The 22,151-nt window shown below is 69.0% G+C and carries 22 protein-coding genes; 15 read left to right on the top strand and 7 right to left on the bottom strand.

What is annotated here, in order from left to right; genetic code table 11:
* Positions 1 to 41 precede the first annotated feature (41 nt).
* Genes B9C99_RS10820 through B9C99_RS10810 form a run of 3 tightly spaced genes read left to right on the top strand, consistent with a single transcriptional unit; the run spans position 42 to position 4,217 of the window.
* Positions 42 to 869: a DUF3027 domain-containing protein gene (locus B9C99_RS10820; RefSeq protein ID WP_088897813.1), complete on the top strand. Its 828-nt coding sequence runs from the start codon at positions 42 to 44 to the stop codon at positions 867 to 869.
* 1 nt (position 870) lies between these two features.
* On the top strand, positions 871 to 3,681 hold the full coding sequence (locus B9C99_RS10815; protein ID WP_088897812.1) for an ATP-binding protein: 2,811 nt from the start codon (positions 871 to 873) through the stop codon (positions 3,679 to 3,681).
* On the top strand, positions 3,678 to 4,217 hold the full coding sequence (locus B9C99_RS10810) for a phosphatase PAP2 family protein (RefSeq protein ID WP_088897811.1): 540 nt from the start codon (positions 3,678 to 3,680) through the stop codon (positions 4,215 to 4,217). Before B9C99_RS10815 ends, B9C99_RS10810 begins: the two co-directional genes overlap by 4 nt.
* Before the next feature lie 39 nt (positions 4,218 to 4,256).
* On the opposite strand, the gene B9C99_RS10805 is transcribed toward B9C99_RS10810, so the two are convergent.
* Complete coding sequence (locus B9C99_RS10805) at positions 4,257 to 4,508, bottom strand: DUF2530 domain-containing protein (RefSeq protein ID WP_016691319.1); 252 nt, start codon at positions 4,506 to 4,508, stop codon at positions 4,257 to 4,259.
* Between the two features lie 80 nt (positions 4,509 to 4,588).
* Here B9C99_RS10805 and B9C99_RS10800 point away from each other — a divergent pair, with 80 nt between their 5' ends.
* From B9C99_RS10800 to B9C99_RS10765, 8 genes are all read left to right on the top strand, one after another.
* Positions 4,589 to 6,058, top strand: a complete 1,470-nt coding sequence (locus tag B9C99_RS10800) for an NCS2 family permease (protein WP_016691320.1) — start codon at positions 4,589 to 4,591, stop codon at positions 6,056 to 6,058.
* Positions 6,059 to 6,102: 44 nt separating this feature from the next.
* Positions 6,103 to 6,534 (top strand): MarR family winged helix-turn-helix transcriptional regulator, encoded by a 432-nt coding sequence (locus B9C99_RS10795; RefSeq protein ID WP_085469263.1) that lies wholly within the window; start codon positions 6,103 to 6,105, stop codon positions 6,532 to 6,534.
* A 90-nt stretch (positions 6,535 to 6,624) separates the two neighbouring features.
* Positions 6,625 to 7,431, top strand: coding sequence for an RNA methyltransferase (locus B9C99_RS10790; protein WP_088897868.1), 807 nt, complete (start codon positions 6,625 to 6,627; stop codon positions 7,429 to 7,431).
* Complete coding sequence (locus B9C99_RS10785) at positions 7,428 to 7,700, top strand: DUF2537 domain-containing protein (RefSeq protein WP_059381800.1); 273 nt, start codon at positions 7,428 to 7,430, stop codon at positions 7,698 to 7,700. Before B9C99_RS10790 ends, B9C99_RS10785 begins: the two co-directional genes overlap by 4 nt.
* 94 nt (positions 7,701 to 7,794) lie before the next feature.
* On the top strand, positions 7,795 to 8,220 hold the full coding sequence (locus B9C99_RS10780; RefSeq protein ID WP_059381799.1) for a hypothetical protein: 426 nt from the start codon (positions 7,795 to 7,797) through the stop codon (positions 8,218 to 8,220).
* A 308-nt stretch (positions 8,221 to 8,528) separates the two neighbouring features.
* Positions 8,529 to 8,945 carry an SHOCT domain-containing protein gene (locus tag B9C99_RS10775; RefSeq protein WP_059381798.1) on the top strand — a complete coding sequence of 139 codons (417 nt, stop codon included), beginning with the start codon at positions 8,529 to 8,531 and terminating at the stop codon, positions 8,943 to 8,945.
* A 208-nt stretch (positions 8,946 to 9,153) separates the two neighbouring features.
* Positions 9,154 to 9,579, top strand: coding sequence for a hypothetical protein (locus tag B9C99_RS10770; RefSeq protein WP_059381851.1), 426 nt, complete (start codon positions 9,154 to 9,156; stop codon positions 9,577 to 9,579).
* Between the two features lie 127 nt (positions 9,580 to 9,706).
* The gene (locus tag B9C99_RS10765) at positions 9,707 to 11,290 is read left to right on the top strand and encodes an alpha/beta-hydrolase family protein (RefSeq protein ID WP_088897867.1); all 1,584 of its coding nucleotides are present in this window, start codon (positions 9,707 to 9,709) and stop codon (positions 11,288 to 11,290) included.
* Positions 11,291 to 11,323: 33 nt separating this feature from the next.
* Here the strand turns inward: B9C99_RS10765 and B9C99_RS10760 are convergent, their stop codons facing one another.
* The 4 genes from B9C99_RS10760 to B9C99_RS10745 form a co-directional block, all read right to left on the bottom strand.
* On the bottom strand, positions 11,324 to 12,025 hold the full coding sequence (locus B9C99_RS10760; RefSeq protein WP_088897810.1) for a hypothetical protein: 702 nt from the start codon (positions 12,023 to 12,025) through the stop codon (positions 11,324 to 11,326).
* Between the two features lie 14 nt (positions 12,026 to 12,039).
* On the bottom strand, positions 12,040 to 12,909 hold the full coding sequence (sepH, locus tag B9C99_RS10755; RefSeq protein WP_172414916.1) for a septation protein SepH: 870 nt from the start codon (positions 12,907 to 12,909) through the stop codon (positions 12,040 to 12,042).
* 220 nt (positions 12,910 to 13,129) lie between these two features.
* On the bottom strand, positions 13,130 to 14,251 hold the full coding sequence (gene serC, locus B9C99_RS10750) for a phosphoserine transaminase (protein WP_060651998.1): 1,122 nt from the start codon (positions 14,249 to 14,251) through the stop codon (positions 13,130 to 13,132).
* 104 nt (positions 14,252 to 14,355) lie between these two features.
* Positions 14,356 to 15,483 carry a citrate synthase 2 gene (locus B9C99_RS10745; RefSeq protein WP_088897808.1) on the bottom strand — a complete coding sequence of 376 codons (1,128 nt, stop codon included), beginning with the start codon at positions 15,481 to 15,483 and terminating at the stop codon, positions 14,356 to 14,358.
* Positions 15,484 to 15,667: 184 nt separating this feature from the next.
* Here B9C99_RS10745 and pdxH point away from each other — a divergent pair, with 184 nt between their 5' ends.
* Positions 15,668 to 16,354 carry a pyridoxamine 5'-phosphate oxidase gene (gene pdxH / locus B9C99_RS10740; RefSeq protein ID WP_172414919.1) on the top strand — a complete coding sequence of 229 codons (687 nt, stop codon included), beginning with the start codon at positions 15,668 to 15,670 and terminating at the stop codon, positions 16,352 to 16,354.
* Positions 16,351 to 17,619, top strand: coding sequence for an MFS transporter (locus B9C99_RS10735; RefSeq protein ID WP_088897806.1), 1,269 nt, complete (start codon positions 16,351 to 16,353; stop codon positions 17,617 to 17,619). The genes pdxH and B9C99_RS10735 overlap by 4 nt, the downstream gene beginning before the upstream one ends.
* Here B9C99_RS10735 and B9C99_RS10730 read toward each other — a convergent pair.
* Both B9C99_RS10730 and B9C99_RS10725 read right to left on the bottom strand, forming a co-directional pair.
* Positions 17,602 to 18,549, bottom strand: coding sequence for a serine hydrolase (locus B9C99_RS10730; protein WP_088897805.1), 948 nt, complete (start codon positions 18,547 to 18,549; stop codon positions 17,602 to 17,604). The two genes, B9C99_RS10735 and B9C99_RS10730, sit on opposite strands and share 18 nt — an antisense overlap.
* Entirely contained in the window at positions 18,546 to 19,421 is an 876-nt protein-coding gene (locus B9C99_RS10725) for a LysR family transcriptional regulator (protein WP_088897804.1), read from the bottom strand. The genes B9C99_RS10730 and B9C99_RS10725 overlap by 4 nt, the downstream gene beginning before the upstream one ends.
* 167 nt (positions 19,422 to 19,588) lie before the next feature.
* On the opposite strand from B9C99_RS10725, the gene bla reads away from it, so the two are divergent.
* On the top strand, positions 19,589 to 20,566 hold the full coding sequence (gene bla, locus B9C99_RS10720) for a class A beta-lactamase (protein ID WP_253250036.1): 978 nt from the start codon (positions 19,589 to 19,591) through the stop codon (positions 20,564 to 20,566).
* A 271-nt stretch (positions 20,567 to 20,837) separates the two neighbouring features.
* Positions 20,838 to 22,136, top strand: a complete 1,299-nt coding sequence (locus tag B9C99_RS10715; RefSeq protein WP_016694482.1) for a citrate synthase — start codon at positions 20,838 to 20,840, stop codon at positions 22,134 to 22,136.
* Positions 22,137 to 22,151: the final 15 nt, after the last annotated feature.

The raw sequence follows: 22,151 nt of genomic DNA, 5'->3' as shown, positions 1-22,151 counted from the left end.
TGAGTGTTGCCTCTGCTTCCACTTCCCGAGGAACGAACCCCGTGGTCGATCCGGCGGTGCGTTCCGTGCTCGCCGACGCCGTCGACCTCGCCCGGGCCGCACTCGACGAACTCGGGGACGGTGGAGTCGGCGCCTATCTGGGCGTGACGCGCGAGGACGAGTGCTCGGCCACCCATCGTTTCGCCTCGGAGTTGCCGGGCTACCGCGGGTGGCAGTGGGCCGTCGTCGTGGCCGCCGCCCCGGACTCGGATCGGGTGACGGTGAGCGAACTCGTGCTCCTGCCCGGTCCCGACGCGCTCGTCGCGCCCGAGTGGGTGCCGTGGAGCGAGCGGATCCGTCCCGGCGATCTGGGCCCCGGCGACCTGCTGGCTCCCGCTCCCGACGACGTGCGCCTGGTCCCCGGTTACATGCAGTCCGGCGACCCAGAGGTCGACGAGACCGCTCTCGAGATCGGGCTGGGCCGCAAGCAGGTCATGAGCCTGGAGGGTCGCCTCGAGGCAGCGCAGCGCTGGTTCGACGGAGAGTACGGCCCCGGCTCGGAGATGGCGAAGGCCGCTCCGTCCTCGTGCCGCCTGTGCGGTTTCTACCTTCCGCTCGCCGGATCGCTGCGCGCGGCCTTCGGCGTCTGCGGGAACGAGTTCGCCGCCGACGGTCACGTCGTGCATGCCGAGTACGGGTGCGGCGCGCATTCCGACACGACCCTGCCCACCGGCGCCGGTTCGCCGATCTACGAGGCGTTCGACGATTCGGCAGTGGAGGTCGTCGAGCTCGGGCCGGCCACCGAGTCCGCGCCGACCGATTCCGCGCCGACCGATTCCACCGCCGAGTCGTCCGAGCCGTCCCCGCCCGAGTCGGAACAGACCGACTGACGTGACCCGGCCGGACCCCGCGGATCCGTTCGGGACCGCGGCGTTACGCGAAGGGATCATCGCGGCCTGGTCGTCGTCGCCCACCCGTCTGCGCGAGGACGCGGCCACCGAGGCCGATCACGTCCGTGCGGGGTACCGCGACCGCGTCCTGACCGAGCTCGCCCAGAACGCCGCCGACGCCGCGGCACGTGCCGGTGTGCCGGGTGAGTTGCGGGTGTGGTTCGCCGAAGGCCGTCTCCACGTCGCGAACATCGGTGAGCCGCTCGACGAGGGCGGTGTCCACGCGCTGACCGCGCTGCGCTCGTCGAACAAGACCGGCGCGGGATCCACCGTGGGGCGGTTCGGTGTCGGCTTCACGGCGGTGCTGTCGGTCTCCGACGACATCGAGGTGCGTTCGCGCACCGGTTCGCTCCACTTCTCGGCCGACCGCACCCGCGCGGTGCTCGCCGAGCGGAACCTGCCCGAGCCGGAATCCGGTGTCCCGGCGCTGCGCCTCGTGTGGCCGACGGAGACACCGCCGGCGACCGGCAGCGACACCGAAGTCGTGCTCGTCCTACGCCCGGGAGTCGACGCGGTCGCGTTGCTCGACGCCTTCCGTTCCGAGGCCCACGACATCCTGCTCGAACTCCCGGGCCTGCACACCCTCGTCGTCGCAGACGACGAATTCACCCGTCACCGGCGCGAACTCGACAGCGGCCTATGGGAGGTGCGGATCGGCGATCGCACCTGGTGGGAGTTCACCGGAGCGTCGGCGCGATGGCTGGTGCCCGTCGTCGACGGGCGGATCGACCCGGTCCGCAACGACGTCCTGCGGGCCCCCACCCGCTCCGACGAGGAGCTGTCGCTCCCTGCGATCGTCGTCGCCGACGTCGCCATGCAACCCGACCGGCGGCGTGTGCTTCCCGGTGCCCATGTCGAGAACGTCGCCCGCGGATACGCGCGGTTCGTCGCGGCTCTGCCCGCCGAGCAGCGACTCGACCTGGTGCCCCTGCCGGGTTTCGCGCGCAGCGAGGTCGACGGACGGATCCGCGAGGCGATCCTCGACGAGCTGGCTGCCGGCGCGTGGCTTCCCGCCGCCGACGGCAGCGCCGATCTGGTGCCCGACCGGGCCGTCGCACTCCCCGGTCTCACCGACGAGCTCGCCGACGTCCTCGGCGAGGTCGTCCCGGGACTCGTGATCCCCGAGTTGTGCGGGCCGCGACATGCCTCCGCGCTGACCGCCGTCGGCGTGCATCGGCTCGGTCTCGCGCGACTGGCCGAACTGCTCTCCGGGCACGAACGCGATCCGAAGTGGTGGAACCGCCTGTACGAGGCGCTCACTCCGCTCGTTGTCGACGCGGTCGCAGCCGAGGAACTCGCGTCCCTTCCCGTTCCGCTGTCGGACGGCCGGACCGTGACCGGCCCGCGCACGGCCGTGCTCGCGACGCAACTGCAGGATCTCGGCCCGGTGTCGATGCCGTGGGTGCGTCTCGTCCATCCCGACGCCGCGCATCCGCTGCTCGCCCGGCTCGGAGCCGGCACCGTGACGGTCGAGGACCTGCTCGCCGACCCGGCGCTCGTCGCGGCCGTCGAGGACACCGATCCCGACGACATCGACCCGGACGGCGACTTCCCGGCCGGTGAGCTCGCCGACGTCGTGCTGCGGCTGGTGCCGCTCGTGTCGCCCACGGCCGTGCCCCGCGAACTCGGGGCGCTGCTGTTGCCCGACGCCCACGGCGACCTCGTCCCCGCCGACGAACTGCTGCTTCCCGGTGCACCGCTCGCAGAAGTGCTGGTCGCGGACGCGCCCTTCGGCACCGTCGACCCGTCCGTCCCCGACCGGTACGGCGCCGACGCCCTGCGCGCGATCGGTGTGGGCTGGGGTTTCACGGTCCTGCGCGCGGAACTGCCGACCGGACCCGACCACGACCTGCCCGACGAGCACCTGTGGTGGGAGCGGCTCGACGACGATCCCGAGGTGCTCGTCGCCGTGCGCGACCTCGATCTCGTCGACGATCGCCGCTGGTCGCGGGCATTGACCCTGCTGGCCGCCGAACCTGCGACGGCCGAGGCGATCACCGACCCCGCCGGATACACGGCGTGGTACCTGCGCACCCGCGCGTCGCTCGACGGCCGGCCTCTGGGGCACTACCGATTCGCCGACGACACCCTCTTCGAGGGTCTGCTCGACCCCTGCACCCACCCCGACGCATCGGCCTTCCGCAGCGCCCTCGCCGGTACGCGGATCGACGACACCGATCTGGCACAAACACTGCTCGACCGGCTCGCGGACGACAGCAGGTCGCCGGGACCGGCCGCGATCGTCGCCGCCCACGACGCGCTCGCAGCGGCCTTCTCGTCGGGTGGTCTCGACCCGGAGTCGGTGACCCTGCCCGACGGGGTGCGCAGCCTGGTGGGTGTCGTCGTCGATGCAGCCGACGCTCTCGTGCCCGACCGTCCGTGGTTCGCGGCCGCGATCCCGCACGACCGGCTCGTCACCGGGGGCCGGGGAACCGCCCACGCGCTCGCGGACGTGCTCGACATCGCCGTGGCATCCGCGGTGATCGACGCCGAACCTGTCGAGCAGGGCCGGAGTTCGACGTGGGAGCGCGAACCGGCCGCGGTCCTGGCCGGGATCGTCGCGGGTGTGCCGCTTCCGCGCGGGGTGCTCGCGCTGCACGACCGACTCGTCGTCCGCTGCTCCGGAGCGCTGACCGGTGAGGTCGAGGTCCCGTGGTGGGTCGACGCGGCCGGCACCGTCCACAGCACACCGGCCGGTCTGGCGGCGGCACTCACCGCGTTCGCGGCTCCGGACGTGAGAACCGAACCGTGACGCTCGATGCCGCGGTGCTCGACTGGATGGTGTCGATCCGTGAGCCGGGGCTGACCACCGCCGTGACCGCACTCACCCACACGGGCGGGGGAGTCGCCACGACCCTGATCGCCGCGGTGACGACGCTGCTGCTGGTGCGGGCCGATCGTCTGTCCGACGCCGTCCTCGTCGCCGGAGCGGTCCTCACGGGCTGGCCGGTGATGGTCCTGCTCAAGAATCTGTTCGGCCGCGTCCGGCCACCGGAACCCGAACGGCTGCTGGCCCTGCACACCGAATCGTTCCCGTCCGGACATGCGATGACCAGCGCCGTTCTGGCCACGGTGCTCATCGCGGTCGTCGTGCGCACATGGCCGCGGGGCGATCGCCGCCGGACCGCCGCGACGATCGCGCTCGCCGCCTACACCGTCGTGATCGGGCTCTCCCGCGTCTACCTCGCGGCGCACTGGTTCACCGATGTCGTCGCGGGCTGGATCTTCGGGATCACATGGGCACTGCTGTGGGTGTGGTTGATCACTCGGGTGCGGATCCGTCGCTGACACCGCTGCGGGCGTGTCGCGGACGGCTGTGGGCGAGGGTCAGTCCAGCCCCACCTGGGCACCCCGGTCGCCGCGCCGGGCGGCCCGGCGCTGCAGCAGGAAGAGCGCAGTTCCCAGCAGCCCCACCACGATTCCCGCCACGCAGACCGGGAGCACATCGTCCCGGAGCTCGCCGCCCACCACCGCCACGACGACGGTCGCCACCACCCACAGACCGGTTCCCACGGCGAGCGCGGGGCGAGGGTCGGCGAGGCGTCGGATGCGGGCTGCGACGAGCTGGGCGGGTTCCACGGTTTGCAGATTAGTTCCTTCGCGCTGCAATAATCGGTTCCCGTTGCGACGCCCCGTACTCGACGAGCGGATTTGTGGACATGGCCGTAGGCACCGACTCCAAGCGAACGTCCTTTCTGGACACCTATTTCAAGATCACGGAACGCGGTTCCACCGTGTCCCGGGAGGTGCGTGGCGGCATCGTCACGTTCTTCGCGATGTCGTACATCGTGGTCCTCAACCCGCTGATCCTCGGTAGCTTCTCCGCCGACGACGCGAGCGCGAAGGTCGACGTGATGGGCAACATCCTGCCCATCAACCAGGTCGCCGCCGTCACCGCGCTGGTCGCCGGCTTCATGAGCATCGTCTTCGGTGTGGTCGCCAACTATCCGTTCGCCATCGCCGCCGGCCTCGGCATCAACAGCCTGCTCGCGGTGACCATCGCGCCGCAGGTCACCTGGCCCGAAGCGATGGGCCTGGTCGTCATCGACGGCATCATCATCGTCGTGCTGGCCCTGACCGGTTTCCGCACCGCCGTCTTCAACGCGATCCCGGCAGAACTCAAGGCCGCCATCGCCGCCGGTATCGGCGCGTTCATCGCCATGATCGGCCTCGTCGACGCCGGCTTCGTCCGCCGCATCCCCGACGCCGCCGGCACCACCGTGCCCGTCGGCCTGGGCATCGACGGATCGATCGCGTCGTGGCCGACCTTCGTCTTCGTCATCGGCGTGCTGCTGATGGGTGTTCTCGTCGCACGCAAGGTGCGCGGCGGACTGCTGATCGGCATCGTCGCCACCACGATCCTGTCGATGATCATCGAGGCCATCGCCGACGTCGGCCCCTCGCTGGGCACCAACCCCAAGGGCTGGAACCTCAGCACCCCCGAGGCCCCCGACTCCTTCTTCGGTATCCCGAACCTGAGCCTCGTCGGCAACGTCGACCTGTTCGGCGCGTTCACCCGCATCGGCGTGATCGCCGCGACCCTGCTCGTGTTCACCCTCGTCCTCGCGAACTTCTTCGACGCCATGGGCACCATGACCGGTCTCGGCAAGGAAGCCGGCCTGGCCGACAAGAACGGCACCCTGCCCGGCATCGGCAAGGCCCTCGTCGTCGAGGGCACCGGCGCCATCGTCGGTGGCGGCGCCTCCGCCTCGTCGAACACGGTGTTCGTCGAATCGGCCTCGGGTATCGCGGAAGGAGCCCGCACCGGTCTGGCCAACGTGGTCACCGGCGTGCTGTTCCTGCTCGCGATGTTCCTGACCCCGCTGTACGAGGTGGTACCCATCGAGGCGGCCTCCCCGGCACTCGTGGTCGTCGGCGCCCTGATGATCGGTCAGGTCCGCGACATCGACTTCACCAAGTTCGAGATCGCCCTGCCGGCCTTCCTGACCATCATGGTCATGCCGTTCACCTACTCGATCGCCAACGGCATCGGCGTCGGCTTCATCACCTGGGTGATCCTGCACGCCGCCAGCGGCAAGATCCGCACCATCCACCCGCTGATGTGGATCGTCGCAGTGCTGTTCGCCCTGTACTTCTCGGTCGATCCCCTCACGGAACTGCTCACCTAGACGGCCGACGCGTGTTTCGGGCGATGTGACGTATTCTGCACGCCATGATCTCGGATACACGCGCACTCGCCGGTGACCTCTCACTCGCCGTAGTGCGTCTGACGCGTCATTTGCGGGGGAGACGCAGCGATTCCCGAGTTTCCCTGACCCAGATCTCGGCGATGGCCACCCTCGCGCAGGAGGGTGCGATGACCCCGGGGGCACTGGCAGCACGCGAACGCGTCCAACCACCCTCGATGACCAGGGTCATCGCGTCTCTGCACGAACTCGGTCTCGTCGAACGGACACCGCACCCGACCGACGGACGACAGATCATCGTGACGCTGTCCGACGCCGGGAGCGAGCTGCTCGCCGACGAGGCGCAGGCACGCGAAGCGTGGCTGACCGAACGGCTCGAGAAGCTCGATCCCGACTCGCTCGCCACGCTGCGCGACGCCGTCGGAATCCTCACGGCGCTCGTCGCTGAAGACGACTGACCGCCCCGCGGTCGATCACGACCGACCGCACCGCGGTGGTGACGACCGACCCGGTGCGGGGGGGTGCGGGGGCGCTGGGAGAATGACCCGGTGGTTCACGTCATCGACATCGACGATCCTTCCGACCCCCGGGTGGACGACTTCCGCGATCTCAACTCCGCGGACCGTCGGCCCGACCTTCCCGGCGGCAAGGGGCTGGTGATCGCGGAGGGTGTGCTGGTGGTCCAGCGCATGCTCGACTCCCGGTTCGCACCGACGAGCCTGCTCGGAGTGGGTCGGCGGCTGGACGAACTCGCCGACGACCTGCGCGACGTCGACGTGCCGTTCTACCGCACCGATGCGGCGACCATGGCGGAGGTCGTCGGCTTCCACCTCAACCGCGGGGTGCTCGCCGTAGCGCACCGGCCCGAACCGCTGTCGCTCGACGACGTCCTCGACAAGGCGACCACGGTCGCAGTGCTCGAAGGGGTCAACGACCACGAGAACATCGGCTCGATGTTCCGCAACGCCGCCGGGCTCGGCGTCGACGGTGTGCTCTTCGGGAAGGGATGCGCCGACCCTCTGTACCGGCGTGCGGTGCGTGTGTCGATGGGGCACGTCCTCCGTGTCCCCTTCGCGCACGTCGACCGGTGGCCGTCCGACCTGGATCTGTTGCGCAGCAGTGGCTTCCAGCTGATCTCGCTGACCCCGGACCCGCGGGCGATCCCGCTCGCCGAAGCGATGACGGGGGAGAAGGTCGCGCTGCTCCTCGGTGCCGAGGGCCCGGGCCTGACCGAGCATGCGATGCGGGCGACCGACGTGCGCGCCCGCATTCCCATGGCTCCCGGCACCGATTCGCTGAACGTGGCCACCGCTGCTGCGATGGCGTTCTACGAGCGGGTGCGGCTCCCGCGATGAGCCAGGCTCGCGGCCCCGCGCCCACCCCCTGGGCGACGGGGCTCACACTGACGGCATTCTCCTTCGTCGCCACCGTCATCACCGTCGTCGCCTGCGGGCAGGCGCTCGGACGGATCCATCCGGCCCTCGCCGTCGTCGTCAATGTCGTGACGGTCGCGGGAGTCGCGCCGACCGTGTGGTCGTGGCTCCGGGTGCAGGTACTGCGCTGGCTTGCCGCCGGTTTCGTGGCCGGTGTGCCGTTCGGCTGGCTCGCGCTGATCGTGTCCTGACCGTCCCTGCGGAGCATTCCTCCCGCGGCAGGCATTCCGCAGAACGTCTCCGAAGCGCACACTCGGAAATGTCGGGTGGGCCGAAAGGAGCATCATGTCCCACGGTGCGCATGCCGAACAAGAGCACATGACGATCGGTCAGGGTCTGGCAGCCGGGATGTCGGTGGGAGCCGCCATCATCCTGACCTTGATCGGCGCGCTGCAGATCCTCCAGGGGATCGCTGCTGTCGCCGGCGACGAGTTGCTCGTCGCCGGGCCGGAATACACGTTCGCGTTCGACCTCACGACGTGGGGATGGATCCACATCGTCATCGGGGTCGCGATGGCGGTGGTGGGAATCGCATTGATCGCCGGTGCGACCTGGGCGCGCGTGGTGGCGATCGTCATCGCCGCACTGTCGATCGTGGCGAATTTCCTGTGGCTACCGAACTATCCGGGCTGGGCGATCCTGATCATCGCGCTCGACGTGATGGTGATCTGGGCCATCTCGGCGTGGAACCCCCGAGCGATCTACTCCTGAACGACCCGGTCGTGCGCCGGCCGCACGATCAGCGAAAACAGGTGCCCTTCACTCGTGATGGGCGTATGGTTTATGCGTTCCTTCCGGACGGGAGGGACGGAGGTCGTCATGGCTTGTAGAGACACCCGCCGACGCCGGAGTCGGACAGATGCCACGATTCGATCCGGTGTCGACGAGCGGATGAGCCGTGACTGGTGGTGGTGCCGGCAGCGGCACGCCGCAGGGGGAAACAGGATTCGAGATCTTCAATTTCCGGGCGGTTTCGCGGGCATCGTTCCGTCCCCCGGTCCGGCCGAGGAGGTTCGGCTATGGATTCATTCTGGGACTACGTGTGGTACACAGTCGTCGTATTCGCATTCGTGGCATATCTGATCGTCCTGTTCCAAATCATCGTCGACCTCTTCCGTGATCACTCCGTGTCCGGCTGGGTCAAAGCGGTGTGGGTCATCGGACTGGTGATCCTCCCGTACCTCACGGCACTGGTCTATCTGATCGCTCGGGGCCGCGGGATGGCACTGCGGGCGCAGCAGGCCCAAGCGGAGGCGAAGCAGGCCACCGACGAGTACATCCGGACCGTGGCGGTCGGGAAATCCCCGGCCCAGCAGATCGCCGACGCCAAGGCCCTGCTCGATTCGGGTGCGATCACACCCACGGAGTACGAACACCTCAAGGCGCAGGCGCTCGGCAACGTCACGACCGGACGCGACGGCGTGCCCATCGCGTGAACCATCGGTGCGGGGAGGGCATCGAAGGACGGTGCCCTCCCATGGTCGGCTCGTGCGATCGTCGTGTCGCGTCGGGGCAGCCGGCGGTTGAAAGTGTAAGGGTGACAGCGTAACCCGCAGCACCCTTGTTCCTCCGAATCGGATCGTGACCGCTCCTCGCGAGGGTCGGTGCACGATCGATGTCTCCTTCGTACACGAGAGGATCGTCATGTCGCATGACGTACGTCCCGACAGGGACGGGATGAGTGTGAAACAGGGCATCGCCGCAGGCACCTCGATCGGGGCCGCGATCATCCTGGCAACGGTCGGCGTCGTCCAGCTCTTCCAGGGCATCGCTGCGGTGGCCGAGGACGAAGTGTTCGTCCGGGGCGTGGAATACACGTTCAAGTTCGACTTCACCACGTGGGGATGGATCCACATCGTCCTCGGTGTCGTGATGCTGGTCGCCGGTCTCGCGTTGATGAGCGGTGCCACCTGGGCCCGTGTCACGGCGATCGTCCTCGCGGCGTTGTCGATCATCGCGAACTTCCTGTGGTTGCCGTACTACCCGTGGTGGTCGATCCTGATCATCGCGCTGGACGCGGTCGTGATCTGGGCGATCTCGACCTGGAACCCGCGCCCCGACTACTACTGACGCGACCGTGCAGAAAGACGGCCGCAGCGTCCGGGGCGATCCGGTCGCGAACGTCGCGGCCGATGACCCCCGATCGCGGACACGACGGAAAGCGCTGCACCTCACACTTCCCGGGTGTTGGGGTGCAGTGCTTTTCGCGTGCCTGTCCTTCACGCCGTCGCTGCTCCCGCGCGGCGGGATCCTGCAGGGGATGATCTGCGGGATCACCGCTGCGATCGGATACGGTCTCGGTGTGCTCGTCGCGTTCGTGTGGCGTGCGTTCGCCGACCGTCCTCCTCGACCTCCGAAGGCGACGTCGTGGTGGACCTTCGGTGTCTGTGCGGTGGTCCTCTTCGCGGTCTTCTTCGGGCTCGGTCAGTACTGGCAGCACGAGATCCGTACTCTGATGGGGGTTTCCGAGTACAACCTGGCACTTGCGGTCCTCTCCCCGCTCGTCGCGGTCGTGATGTTCGCTGTGCTGCTGGCGATCGGACGCGGTATCCGCGCTCTGTACCACTGGGCGGCACGGACACTCGACCGGTGGATCGGGCAGCGGGCCGCGAACGTCGTGGGGTGGGTTCTCGTCGCGGGACTCGTGTACGCGATCGTCTCCGGAGTGCTCCTCGCCGGCTTCATCGACGCCGCCAACGCGGCGTTCTCGGCGCGGGACACGAGAACCGAGGAAGGTGTGCAGCAACCGACGACCGCACTCCGCTCCGGTGGACCGGATTCGGTCGTTCCGTGGGATTCTCTCGGGTGGCAGGGTCGGATCTTCGTCGGGCAGGGCCCGACCACCGAGCAACTCGGCGAGTTCGCGGAAGGTCCTGCTCTGGAACCGATCCGGATCTACGCCGGCCTGGCATCGGCGGACGACACCGAGGATCGAGCGTCCCTCGCGGTCGAGGACCTCACCCGGGCAGGAGGATTCGAGCGGAGCAACCTGGTGGTGGTGACGACGACGGGGAGCGGCTGGGTGGACCCGGCCCTGGTGGACTCCGTCGAGTACCTCACCGGTGGCGACGTCGCGACGGTCGCGATCCAGTACTCCTATCTGCCCTCGTGGATCTCGTATCTCGTCGATCAGTCGAAGGCGCGGGAAGCCGGACGCGACCTGTTCGACGCGGTCTACGACGTCTGGTCGAAGCTTCCCCAGGACGCCCGCCCCCGACTGCTCGTGGCTGGGGAGAGCCTCGGTTCGTTCGGCGGGGAGACCGCCTTCAGCGGCGAGTACGACCTGCGCAATCGCACGTCGGGTACGGTCTTCGCCGGACCTCCGAATTTCAACGTCCTCTTCCGGGAGTTCAGCGATCGCAGGGAGGCCGGCAGCCCCGAGATCGAACCGGTCTTCCGGGACGGCCGCACGGTGCGGTTCACGAACGACCCGCAGGCGGAGATCCCGCCGGCGGACGAGCCGTGGGAGGGCAGCCGGGTGCTGTATCTGATGCACCCCTCGGATCCGATCGTCTGGTGGAGTCCGCGCCTGATCACGAGCGAGCCGGACTGGATCGGCGAAGCCCCCGGCCGTGACGTGCTCGAGGGCATGGTGTGGATCCCGTTCGTGACCTTCTGGCAGGTCACGGCCGATCTGCCCTTCTCCACGGGTGTCCCTGCCGGGCACGGCCACAAGTACAGCACCGAGTACGTCGACGCCTGGGCCGTCGTCCTGCAGTCCCCGGAGATCACGCCCGACGACATCGAAGAACTGAAATCCATTGTCGGAGCAGAGGAGTGACGAGTCCGACCGGGAGCGTCGCTCGACGGCACGTCAGTGCGCGGCGAGTCGCCGCCACCAGGAGGTCTTCGGTGCGGGGACGGAGATCTGTGGGACGGGGGTGCGCAGCGTGAAACTCCACGTCTCGATGTTCCGCGGGTCGAGCTCGTCGTCGCGACGGCCGACGTAGCGGAATCCGAGCCACGCCCCGTGGGCCTCCTCGACGAGCTTGCGTGGGTGGAAGGGCAGGGACTCCGGGGGAGGGGGCACGTTCGGCGGCCAGCGGAGCGGATGCTCACCCGCCCAGAACGGGCGCTCCCACACGAACGGGAGTCCCTGATCCTCGAAGAACTCGACGGTGTTCGCCCCGAAGCTGCGGCGCAGCGTGCCGCATTCCCACACGGCGAACGATCCCCACGCGCCGGCCGGATCGGAGGCCAGCAGGCACGTGCGTTCGGCGGCGGGCGTGCGCAACCACATCGCGGGTAGCTGCGAGGGGTGGCGCAGCGCGAACCGGGGGCTCGACACCACCGTCACACCGGGATAACTACCGATCCGGAATTGTTCGACGCCGTCGTCCTCACCGGCATCCCCGGCCTCGGTCAGCGGAACCCGGCCGCCGGGATCGACCTGGAGATCCGGGAACAGGCGCGACAGAAGTGCCTGGGCCGCATCGCGATCCGGGGAGAACTCGCGCAGGACCGCTGCGGGATCGGGTGCGTCGACGTACCAGAGCGTCGACACCGTCGCCGACATCGTCGACGACTTCCTCAGACGCGTCCGTTACTGCGCACACCGAGCAGCACGTCGTCCCACGAGGGGAGTGCCGGCTTGCCGCGCTTGTCCTTCGCGGGAGCCTGCGACGTGCGCGATGCGTCGGTGTCGTCGGGCACCGTGACGGCGACGGTGGTCTCCTCGTCGGCGACCGGCTCGGGGGCCGGTTCGTCGGCGGCGGGAGCCTCCAGCGCGATCGGGGCGTGCCGCTCGGCGTTCTCCGCCTCGGTGGAATCGTCGACGTCGCGCGCCGAGTAGACCGGGGTCAGGTAGCGCAGGGGGCGACCGCAGTCGGGATCGACGAGATCGGCGGCGATGTCGTCGAGCGCGGTGATCGTGCCGCCGTGAGCGTCGGGCTGGTACCGCCAGTGGGCGCGGTTCGTGGAGCGACCCGCGTGCCACCGCAGCTGCGCGACCCAGAAGCCCTCGTCGTCGCGCCAGGCGTCCCACTCGGCCTCGTCGAGGCTGTGCCCGCGAGCGCGGAAGGCCTGCGTGACGATCTCGTGGAGGGTCTCGACGGCGGGGCCGTCGGGTCGGACGGGATGGCCCTTCTTGGCCATGTCGGCCGCCCGGGACCGCTCGAGCAGGACGGGATAGGCGAACCGTTCGACCTTGGCGACCGGGATGCCGGCCTCGTCGGCCACCTGTTCGATCGAGGCGCCGCCGCGGATGCGGGCCTGGATCTCGCGAGGACGGAGCTGGCTGGTCGTCTCGATCTGGATCTGGCCGAGACGGGCCAGATCGCCGCGAGCGGCCGCGCGCAGGGTGTCGTCGACGGGAATGCGGAACTTGTCCCCCGTCGTGGGATCGGCGAGCACCACATGCTTAGCATCGGGCTCGAGACCGACCACTCGAAGCTCTCGCACCTTGACCTCCTCGCGCCGATCGCGATTGACCCGCCCGACTGTAACCGACCTGGATATTTTTCGTGGCCGGACACGCCGCGCCACGCCGAGCGACATCGCAAGAAATCCGACGCGGCGCGTTATCGTCCAGGGTTCGCCGAAATGTCTCGATGCGAGGTCGAGACTATGACGACAACGGGGCCGGATCCGACATCGGACCCGGCCCCGCTGTGCGGCGTGCTCAGAGCTGGGAGACGACCCAGTCGATGCTCTTGGTCAGCTGCGTGACGTCCTCGGGATCGATGGCCGGGAACATGCCGATGCGCAGCTGGTTGCGGCCGAGCTTGCGGTACGGCTCGGTGTCGACGATGCCGTTGGCCCGCAGGATCTTCGCGACCTGCGCCGCATCGACGGAGTCGGCGAAGTCGACGGTGCCGACGACCTGCGAACGCAGCGACGGATCGGCGACGAACGGCGTCGCGTACTCGGAGGCCTCGGCCCACTCGTACAGGCGCGAGGACGAATCCTTCGTGCGCGCGACGGCCCAGTCGAGACCGCCGTTGCCGTTGAGCCACTCGATCTGATTGGCGAACATCAGCAGGGTGGCCAGCGCCGGGGTGTTGTAGGTCTGGTCCTTGCTGCTGTTGTCGACGGCGATCGGCAGCGACAGGAACTCGGGGGTGAAGCGACCCGACTCCTTGATCTCGGCGACACGCTCGAGCGCGGCCGGGCTCATCAGCGCGATCCACAGGCCACCGTCGGCGGCGAAGCTCTTCTGCGGGGCGAAGTAATACACGTCGACGTCGGAGATGTTCACCGGCAGGCCGCCGGCGCCCGAGGTCGCGTCGATCGCGATCAGGGCGTTGTCGGAACCGGCAGGACGCTGCACGGGAACCGCGACACCCGTCGAGGTCTCGTTGTGCGCCCAGCCGATGAGGTCGGCCGACGCGTCGGCGACGATCTCCGGAGCCGAGCCCGGCTCCGAACCCACGACGATCGGGTCGCCGATGAACGGGTTCTTCTTCGCGACCGTCGCGAACTTCGACGAGAACTCGCCGTAGGTGAAGTGCTGCGAACGCTCCCGGATCAGACCGAAGGCCGCGGCGTCCCAGAAAGCGGTGGTGCCGCCGTTGCCGAGGACGACCTCGTAGCCTTCGGGCAGGGAGAACAGGTCGCGCAGACCCGAGCGGACACGGGCGACGACGTCCTTGACCGGCTTCTGCCGGTGGCTGGTGCCGAACACCGAAGCGCCGACGTCGACCAGCGACTGCAGCTGCTCGGGACGAACCTTGGACGGGCCGCAGCCGAAGCGGCCGTCTGCGGGCTTGAGGTCGGCGGGAATGATCGGTGACGCGTCTGCCATCGGAATGCGTGTCCTAAGAGTCGAGGGACATGGTGCACAGGTAGTCTAGACCGCCCCCTCGGAGCCCCCGCCGGGCGCTGGTCGGCCCGGCAGGGGAAGAGGCATCAGCGATGCGTGATCGAATCCCAGCCCGTGACCTCGGAGGCAGGGCGCGGATCGGGGCCGGTGTAGATCGCCGCGGGACGCACGAGCTTGCCCAGACGCTTCTGCTCGAGGATGTGGGCGCACCAGCCGGCGGTCCGTCCGCAGGTGAACATCGCGGGCATCATCGCCGCGGGGACCTCGGCGAAATCGAGGATCACCGCGGCCCAGAACTCGACGTTGGTCTCGATCGCCCGGTCGGGACGACGCTCGCGCAGCTCGGCCAGGGCGGCCTGCTCGAGCGCGGCCGCCGCCTCGAAACGAGGAGCGTCGAGCCGCTGGGCGGTGCTGCGCAGCACCCGGGCGCGGGGGTCCTCGGCGCGGTAGACGCGGTGACCGAAGCCCATGAGCTTCTCCTTGCGGTCGAGAATGCCCTTGACCAGGCCGCGCGGATCGCCGGTGCGTTCGGTCTCCTCGATCATCGGCAGCACGCGGGCCGGGGCGCCGCCGTGCAGCGGGCCGGACATCGCGCCGACCGCGCCGGAGAGCGCGGCGGCCGCGTCCGCACCGGTCGAGGCGATGACCCGGGCGGTGAACGTGGAGGCGTTCATGCCGTGCTCGGCCGCCGACACCCAGTAGGCGTCGATCGCCTCGACGTGCTTGGGATCCGGGTCGCCCTTCCAGCGGACCATGAAGCGCTCGGTGACGGTGCTCGCCTCGTCGATGCGCTGCTGCGGCACGGCGGGCTGGTAGATGCCGCGGGCGGACTGCGCGACATAGGACAGGGCCATCACCGCGGCGCGGGCGAGATTGTCGCGGGCCGTGGCGTCGTCGATGTCGAGCAGCGGACGGAAGCCCCAGATGGGTGCGAGCATCGCGAGACCGGCCTGGACGTCGACACGCACGTCACCGGTGTGGATCGGCAGGGGAAACGGCTCGGCCGGATGCAGGCCGCGACCGAACTCACCGTCGACGAGCAGGGCCCACACGTCGCCGAAGGTGACGCCCTTCTCGACGAGCTCTTCGATGTCGACCCCGCGATAGCGCAGTGCGCCACCGTCCTTGTCGGGCTCGGCGATGTCGCTCGTGAAGGCGACCACGCCTTCGAGTCCTGCGACGAAATCCTCGGGAACTGACGCGCTCGCTGCCATGACGGTTGGGCTCTCCTCGTTCGAGCACGGCCCGGTCCGAGCCGCGCTGCCGGTGGAATGAGGTCACCGTCAGGTGTGATCGGCGCCCCACTCGGGTCGTCGTCAAAACTGTAGCTCCCGTGGTCCGAGCGTCGACGCCCGGATGCCGGGAGTACCGTCGTCGTTCGTGCCGTCCGATTTCCCGTTGCCGCGTCCCGAGGGTGACGACCTCGCGCGTATGCGTGTCGACTACAGCCCGGCCGGGCCGACCGACGAGTCCCCGGCCGACCGCGATCTCACCCCCGGCGATGTCGCCGAGGGCTGGCTTCCGCTGGTGCGTATGTGGTTTGCGAACGCGGTCGCCACCGCGGTGCCCGAGCCGAACGCGATGGTGCTCGCGACCGTCGACGAGCACGGCCACCCCGCGACCCGCACCGTGCTGTGCAAGAAGATCGACGCCGACGGCCTGACCTTCTTCACCAACTTCGAATCCGACAAGGGCCGTCATCTGGCCGGGCATCCCTACGCGTCGGTGACCTTCCTCTGGCTGCCGATCTACCGGCAGGTGACCGTCCGCGGACCGGTCGTGCGCGTGCCCGACGAGGAGACCCTGGCTTACTGGCAGACGCGGCCGCGCGGATCCCGCCTGGGCGCGTGGGCGTCGCAGCAGTCGCGTCCGGTGGCGGAGCGCGCCGATCTCGAGCACGCCCTCGTCGAGACCGCCGAGCGCTACGAGGTCGACGACGACATCCCGGTACCGCCGTTCTGGGGCGGATTCCGCATCGTGCCCGAGTCGGTCGAGTTCTGGCAGGGCCGGCCCAACCGGTTGCACAACCGGATCCGGACCCGGCTGGTGGACGGTCGCTGGATCACCGAGCGTCTGCAACCGTGAGGCGTCTGCTCGCCGACACCACACCGCTGCGCAACAAGGACTACGCCCGGCTGTGGTGGGCCGGGATCGTCACCGTCATCGGTGCGCAGATGGCGGTCGTCGCCGTACCCCAGCAGATCTACGAGATCACCCGCAACTCCGCCTATGTGGGGTTGACCGGTGTGTTCGGGCTCGTGCCGCTCGTGGTGTTCGGCCTGTGGGGTGGAGCCCTCGCCGATGCGATGGACCGCCGGAAACTGCTGATCGTCACCTCCACCGGTCTCGGTCTCACGTCGCTGTTGTTGTGGGCGCAGGCCGCGATCGGATTGAACAACGTGTGGGTGCTGCTCTGTCTCTTCTCGGTGCAGCAGGCGTTCTTCGCCGTCAACCAGCCCACCCGTGCGGCGGTGATCCCGCGGCTGCTGCCGGTCGGGCAGATCGCGGCGGCCACCTCGCTGAACATGACGGTCGTGCAGTTCGGGGCGATCGCCGGTCCGTTGTTCGCCGGCGCCCTCATTCCCGTCGTGGGACTGTCCACCCTCTACCTGCTGGACGCGATCTTCCTGCTCGCCACGCTGTGGGCGGTGGTCCGGCTCCCGGCGATCCCGCCGCTCGGTGAGGTCACGAAGGCCGGACTGCGCGCGGTCTTCGACGGTTTCCGATATCTGTCGGGACAGAAGATCCTGCTGGCGTCGTTCGTCGTCGACATCGTCGCCATGGTGTTCGGGATGCCGCGCGCCCTGTTCCCGCAGATCGCCCACGAGTCGTTCGGCGATCCGGCCCAGGGCGGCTTCGCCCTCGGTCTGCTGTTCGCGGCGATGTCGGTCGGCGCGGTGGTCGGCGGTGTCTTCTCCGGATGGCTGCCGCGGGTGCAGCGCCAGGGTCTCGCCGTGATCGTGTGCATCGTCCTGTGGGGCGTGGCGATGGTCGGTTTCGGCGCCGCGGTGTGGTGGGCCGAACCCGAGGGCAGCGGTCTGCTGCTGTGGGTCGCCCTGTTCTTCCTGGCGTTCGGCGGGGCGGTCGACATGGTGTCCGCGGCCTTCCGCTCGACGATGCTGCAGACCGTCGCCACCGACGAGATGCGCGGCCGGTTGCAGGGCGTGTTCATCGTCGTCGTCGCGGGCGGGCCGCGTATCGGCGACGTGCTCCACGGTGCCGCAGCAGCGGCTGCGGGCACGGCCGTCGCGGCTGCCGGGGGAGGCGTCCTCGTGATCGTAGGCACGCTCGTGTGCGTCGTCGCCTTCCCTGCCTTCGTGCGCTACCGGGTCTCACGCACACTCGGGTGACGGGCCTGCGGGGTCGTCCGGCAGGGGAGCCCGCAACTCCGTGACGGCGATGCGCGCGGCCTCACCGATCGCCGCGTCGACGACGGGCAGTACGGGATCCGCGCGGGCGGCGCGGGTGAACACCGCGACGGCGATCGGATACTCGCCGGGGAACTCGACGACCGCCACCTCGTTGCGGATGATGCCGATCGTGCCGGTCTTGCCCGCGATCGCGACCCCGCGATGCGGGAAGCCCGATGCGATGCGATGCGGCCAGACCTGCGCGCGCATCACCTGCTGCGCGAAGTCGGTGCTCTCGGGCGAGAGCACCGAGCCCGACCACACGGCTTCGAGCAGTCGGGTCATCTCCTGCGGGGTGGTCGCGCTCGTATAGGCCGGGTCGTACGCCGAGACGGTCCAGGCCGCGTCGATGTCGGTGAGCGCCCGGAACGCCTCGACGGTGGTGCGGGTGTCCGTCTCTTCGACGAGGCGTTGATAGACGTCCGCCGTGCCACCGATGATCCGGGTCCGTGTGAGTCCGAGGCGCGCGAGGAGTTCCTCGACGGCGGTCGTGCCGATCTCGCCGAGCAGCACGTCGGCCGCTGCGTTGTCGGACACCGTCATCATCGACGCGGCCACGTCGCGTCGGCTCATCGTCACCGGATCCCGGAAGCTCGCGATCCCCGTCGGTCCGGGGGTGCAGTCCGACGGCACGATGCGCAGCTGCCCGGATGCGTCGAGCCGGCCGGCGTCCACCTCTGCACAGAACGCGAGGAACAGCGGAAGCTTGTACACCGACGCGAGCACCACGCGTTCGTCCCCGCGCACCGACAGCATCGCCGCACGCGGATCCGAACACCGGCGGGCGTGCAGCAATCCCGTGCACCCCGCATCCGCGAAGACCGCCCGGATCCGGTCGACCGCCGTGTCTCGCCGATCCCCGCCGGTCATCGGACCCGTTCCTTGAACAGGACGCGGTCGAGGGCGTCGACGTGCGCACCGACGTCGGCGTCGGCGCGTCGTACGATGCGCACCCGCAGCGCCAGCGCGGACGGAGCCCAGTCCAGCCAGGCGACGCCGGGCACCGAGCCGGGCGGTGAGGTCGACATCCCGAAGTGGGTACCGGCGGCCACGGCGGCGAGTACCGCACGGTCGTCCACCGCCGGGGTGGTGTCGACATCGAGTCCGCGTTCGCGCAACAGATCCTGCACCGCGTCGAAGGCCGCCGGGTTCCCCGTCCGCGGCGCCGCGGCGAACGTCAGGTCGGAGAGCATCGGCAGACGGGGCCGGTCGGAACGGGCGCTGCGGTGGTCGGCCGGCACGACGAGCCATCGCCGGAGTTTGACCACCGGGCCGGCGTCGAGTCCTTCGGTCAGGGCCGGATGTTCGACGACGGCGAGATCGCACATGCCCGAGCGCACGGCGTCGACGAGTTCGACGGTGCTCGCGGATCGTGTCGAGACGGTCGCTTCACCGCGTCTGCTCAATGCGGTGACGCATATGGTGACCAGGCGGTCGGGCAGTGCGCGGGTGGCCCCCCAGTGCAGGAGACCCCGGGCGCGGGCGACGCGTCCGGCCTCGGCGAGGAAACGGTCGGCGTCGTCGACGAGGAGACGCGCGCGGGGGAGCAGCTCGGCTCCGGCAGGAGTGAGGACCGCTCCCTGCCTGGTGCGATGCACGAGTTCGGAACCGAGATGCTGTTCGAGTTTCCGAAGTCCTTGTGACAGAGGAGGTTGCGTCATGTCGAGCGCCGCCGCGGCCCGCCCGAAGTGTCCTTCCTCCGCGACGGTGACGAAGAACCGGAGATGGCGGATCAGGTCCATGGCAGGGGATTCAATCAGCACCGGCGGACGATTCGCCGACCCGCCGTGTCGCGCGGCCGGATCCCGCCCGTCGTCCCGGCCGCCAACAGCGGCGATAGTTTTTCCGACTCGTGCGGACGGCAGGTGGGTATTGGCGGGCCGATTCCCGTCGGTGGTGTCCTGTCGACATGACACCCACCGAATCCATTGTCCGGAACAGATTGTCGCGCAGGGGTTTTCTCCATTCCGCCCTCGCCCTGTCGTCCGTCACCGCCGCGGCGGCCTGTGGGTCACAGGACGGTCCGGTCGACACGATCCCGTCGACGACGGCCGAGTCGGCCACCGATACCCGGCTGCTCGCCACCGGTGTCGACGAGCGCCTGAAGGAGATCGAGGACCGCTACGCCGTGAGGCTCGGTGTGGTCGCGCAGTCGCCGGTGACCGGGCGCGTCCACACCTACAGGGCCGACGAGCGGTTCGCGATCTGTTCTCCGTTCAAGGTCTACGCCGCCGCCGCGATCCTGCGCCTCGAGGCCGAGGGAACCCTCCGGCTCGACGAGACCCTTCCGATCGACCCGGACGACATCGTCGTCAATTCGCCGGTGACCTCGGAACATCAGGGGCGCGTGCTGCCGCTCGACCGGCTGTGCGAGGCCGCGCTCACCCGCAGTGACAACACCGCCGGAAACCTGATGCTGCAACGGATCGGTGGACCCGAGGCTGTCACCGCCTTCGCCCGCTCCGTCGGGGACGGGGCCACCCGGCTCGACCGCTGGGAACCCGAACTCAACGAGGCGGCACGGGGCGATCAGCGCGACACCACCACCGCTGCCGGACTGTCCCGTGGCTTCGGCGAGGTGCTGCTCGGTTCGGGGCTGCCCGCTCCGCAACAGCGGACACTGCTCGGCTGGATGCGCGCGACCACCACTTCGGACACCCGGATCCGCGGGGGATTGCCGTCGGGATGGACGTCGGCGGACAAGACGGGCGGGGGCAATCACGGGACGGTGAACGACGCCGGGGTGGCGTGGTCGCCGGACGGGCAGCCGCTGTTGCTGGTGATCCTGTCGGACTCGACCACCGGTGACCCCGACGCTCCCCTCGAGGGCGGGCCCGTCGCGGAGACCACCGCCGTGCTGGTCGATGCGCTCTTCGCCGTGCCGTGAGTACAGTGGCCGGCGTGGGGCGCCGGATACGCGCAGATCCCCGCGTAACGACCTTGGTGAGACCCGGGTAGTATTGCCGCAGGTTATCGGCGTGTGCCGGCCTTGCGGCGCAGTCGCGGAGGGTGCGGGCGAGCGTTCGGAACCCACATGGACGACATACCGATCGGGGACTTTCGGCGGACCCTGCCGCAGCGCATACCCCGCGCTACGGCTAGGTTCTACGTGAATGTCCGGAAGTTTCTCGTAGGTCTGAGCTTGAGAGGGATCCTTCGTGCCCGCTGAGAATGACACCAACCCCACCCTCAGCTACCCCGGTGGCGAACACACGATGTCGATCGCCAAGGCGACGGAAGGCAATGACGGTATCGAGCTGGGCAAGCTCCTCGCGGCGACCGGGTACACCACCCTCGACCCGGGTTTCGTCAACACCGCCTCCACGAAGTCGGCGATCACGTATATCGACGGCGAGAAGGGCATTCTGCGGTACCGCGGATACCCGATCGAGCAGCTCGCCGAGAAGTCGACGTTCATCGAGGTCAGCTACCTGCTGATCTACGGTGAGCTGCCGACCGCGGAGCAGCTCGAGGTCTTCACCGACAAGATCCGCCGCCACACCCTCCTGCACGAGGATCTCAAGCGGTTCTTCGACGGCTTCCCGCGCAACGCGCACCCGATGCCCGTCGTGTCGAGCGCGGTCAACGCCCTGTCGGCGTACTACCCCGACTCCCTCGATCCGGACGACTCCGAGCAGGTCGAGCTGTCGACGATCCGTCTGCTCGCCAAGCTGCCGACCATCGCGGCCTACGCCTACAAGAAGTCGGTCGGCCAGCCCTTCCTCTACCCCGACAACTCGCTGTCGCTGGTCGAGAACTTCCTGCGCATGACCTTCGGCTTCCCGGCCGAGCCCTACGAGATCGATCCCGAGATCGCTCAGGCGCTCGACATGCTGCTCATCCTGCACGCCGATCACGAGCAGAACTGCTCGACGTCGACGGTGCGCCTCGTCGGCTCCTCCGACGCCAACCTCTTCACGTCCATCTCGGGCGGCATCAACGCACTGTGGGGCCCGCTGCACGGCGGCGCCAACCAGGCCGTGCTCGAGATGCTCGACGGCATCCAGAAGTCCGACGGCGACGTCAAGGACTTCGTCCGCAAGGTCAAGAACAAGGAAGACGGCGTGAAGCTCATGGGCTTCGGGCACCGCGTCTACCGCAACTACGACCCGCGGGCCGCGATCGTCAAGAAGACCGCCGACCGCATCCTCAAGAAGCTCGGTGCGGGCGACGAACTGCTCGAGATCGCCATGAAGCTCGAAGAGGCCGCCCTCACGGACGACTACTTCATCGAGCGCAAGCTGTACCCGAACGTCGACTTCTACACGGGCCTGATCTACCGTGCGATGGGCTTCCCGGACCGCATGTTCACCGTGCTGTTCGCCCTGGGTCGCCTGCCCGGCTGGATCGCGCACTGGCGTGAGATGCACTCGGACCCGACCCTGAAGATCGGCCGTCCGCGTCAGATCTACACCGGTTACACCGAGCGCCCGTACACGTCCCTCGAGGAGCGCTGAACCTCGTAGCGACCG

Origin of the sequence: Rhodococcus sp. BUPNP1, from assembly GCF_002215235.1 — a bacterium.
Lineage (GTDB): Bacteria > Actinomycetota > Actinomycetes > Mycobacteriales > Mycobacteriaceae > Rhodococcus.
The sequence above is the reverse complement of the archived record's forward strand: the minus strand, read 5'-3'. Positions and strand labels throughout refer to the sequence as shown.

Bases quoted from the DNA above. Each gene is read 5' to 3' on its own strand.
- B9C99_RS10780 (WP_059381799.1), top strand. From the start codon at position 7,795: ATGTCCCACGGTGCGCATGCCGAACAAGAGCACATGACGATCGGTCAG.
- B9C99_RS10800 (WP_016691320.1), top strand. From the start codon at position 4,589: ATGGCCGTAGGCACCGACTCCAAGCGAACGTCCTTTCTGGACACCTAT.
- B9C99_RS10760 (WP_088897810.1), bottom strand. From the start codon at position 12,025: ATGTCGGCGACGGTGTCGACGCTCTGGTACGTCGACGCACCCGATCCC.
- B9C99_RS10795 (WP_085469263.1), top strand. From the start codon at position 6,103: ATGATCTCGGATACACGCGCACTCGCCGGTGACCTCTCACTCGCCGTA.
- B9C99_RS10785 (WP_059381800.1), top strand. From the start codon at position 7,428: ATGAGCCAGGCTCGCGGCCCCGCGCCCACCCCCTGGGCGACGGGGCTC.
- serC (WP_060651998.1), bottom strand. From the start codon at position 14,251: ATGGCAGACGCGTCACCGATCATTCCCGCCGACCTCAAGCCCGCAGAC.
- B9C99_RS10730 (WP_088897805.1), bottom strand. From the start codon at position 18,549: ATGACCGGCGGGGATCGGCGAGACACGGCGGTCGACCGGATCCGGGCG.
- bla (WP_253250036.1), top strand. From the start codon at position 19,589: ATGACACCCACCGAATCCATTGTCCGGAACAGATTGTCGCGCAGGGGT.
- B9C99_RS10770 (WP_059381851.1), top strand. From the start codon at position 9,154: ATGTCGCATGACGTACGTCCCGACAGGGACGGGATGAGTGTGAAACAG.
- B9C99_RS10725 (WP_088897804.1), bottom strand. From the start codon at position 19,421: ATGGACCTGATCCGCCATCTCCGGTTCTTCGTCACCGTCGCGGAGGAA.
- B9C99_RS10775 (WP_059381798.1), top strand. From the start codon at position 8,529: ATGGATTCATTCTGGGACTACGTGTGGTACACAGTCGTCGTATTCGCA.
- B9C99_RS10745 (WP_088897808.1), bottom strand. From the start codon at position 15,483: ATGGCAGCGAGCGCGTCAGTTCCCGAGGATTTCGTCGCAGGACTCGAA.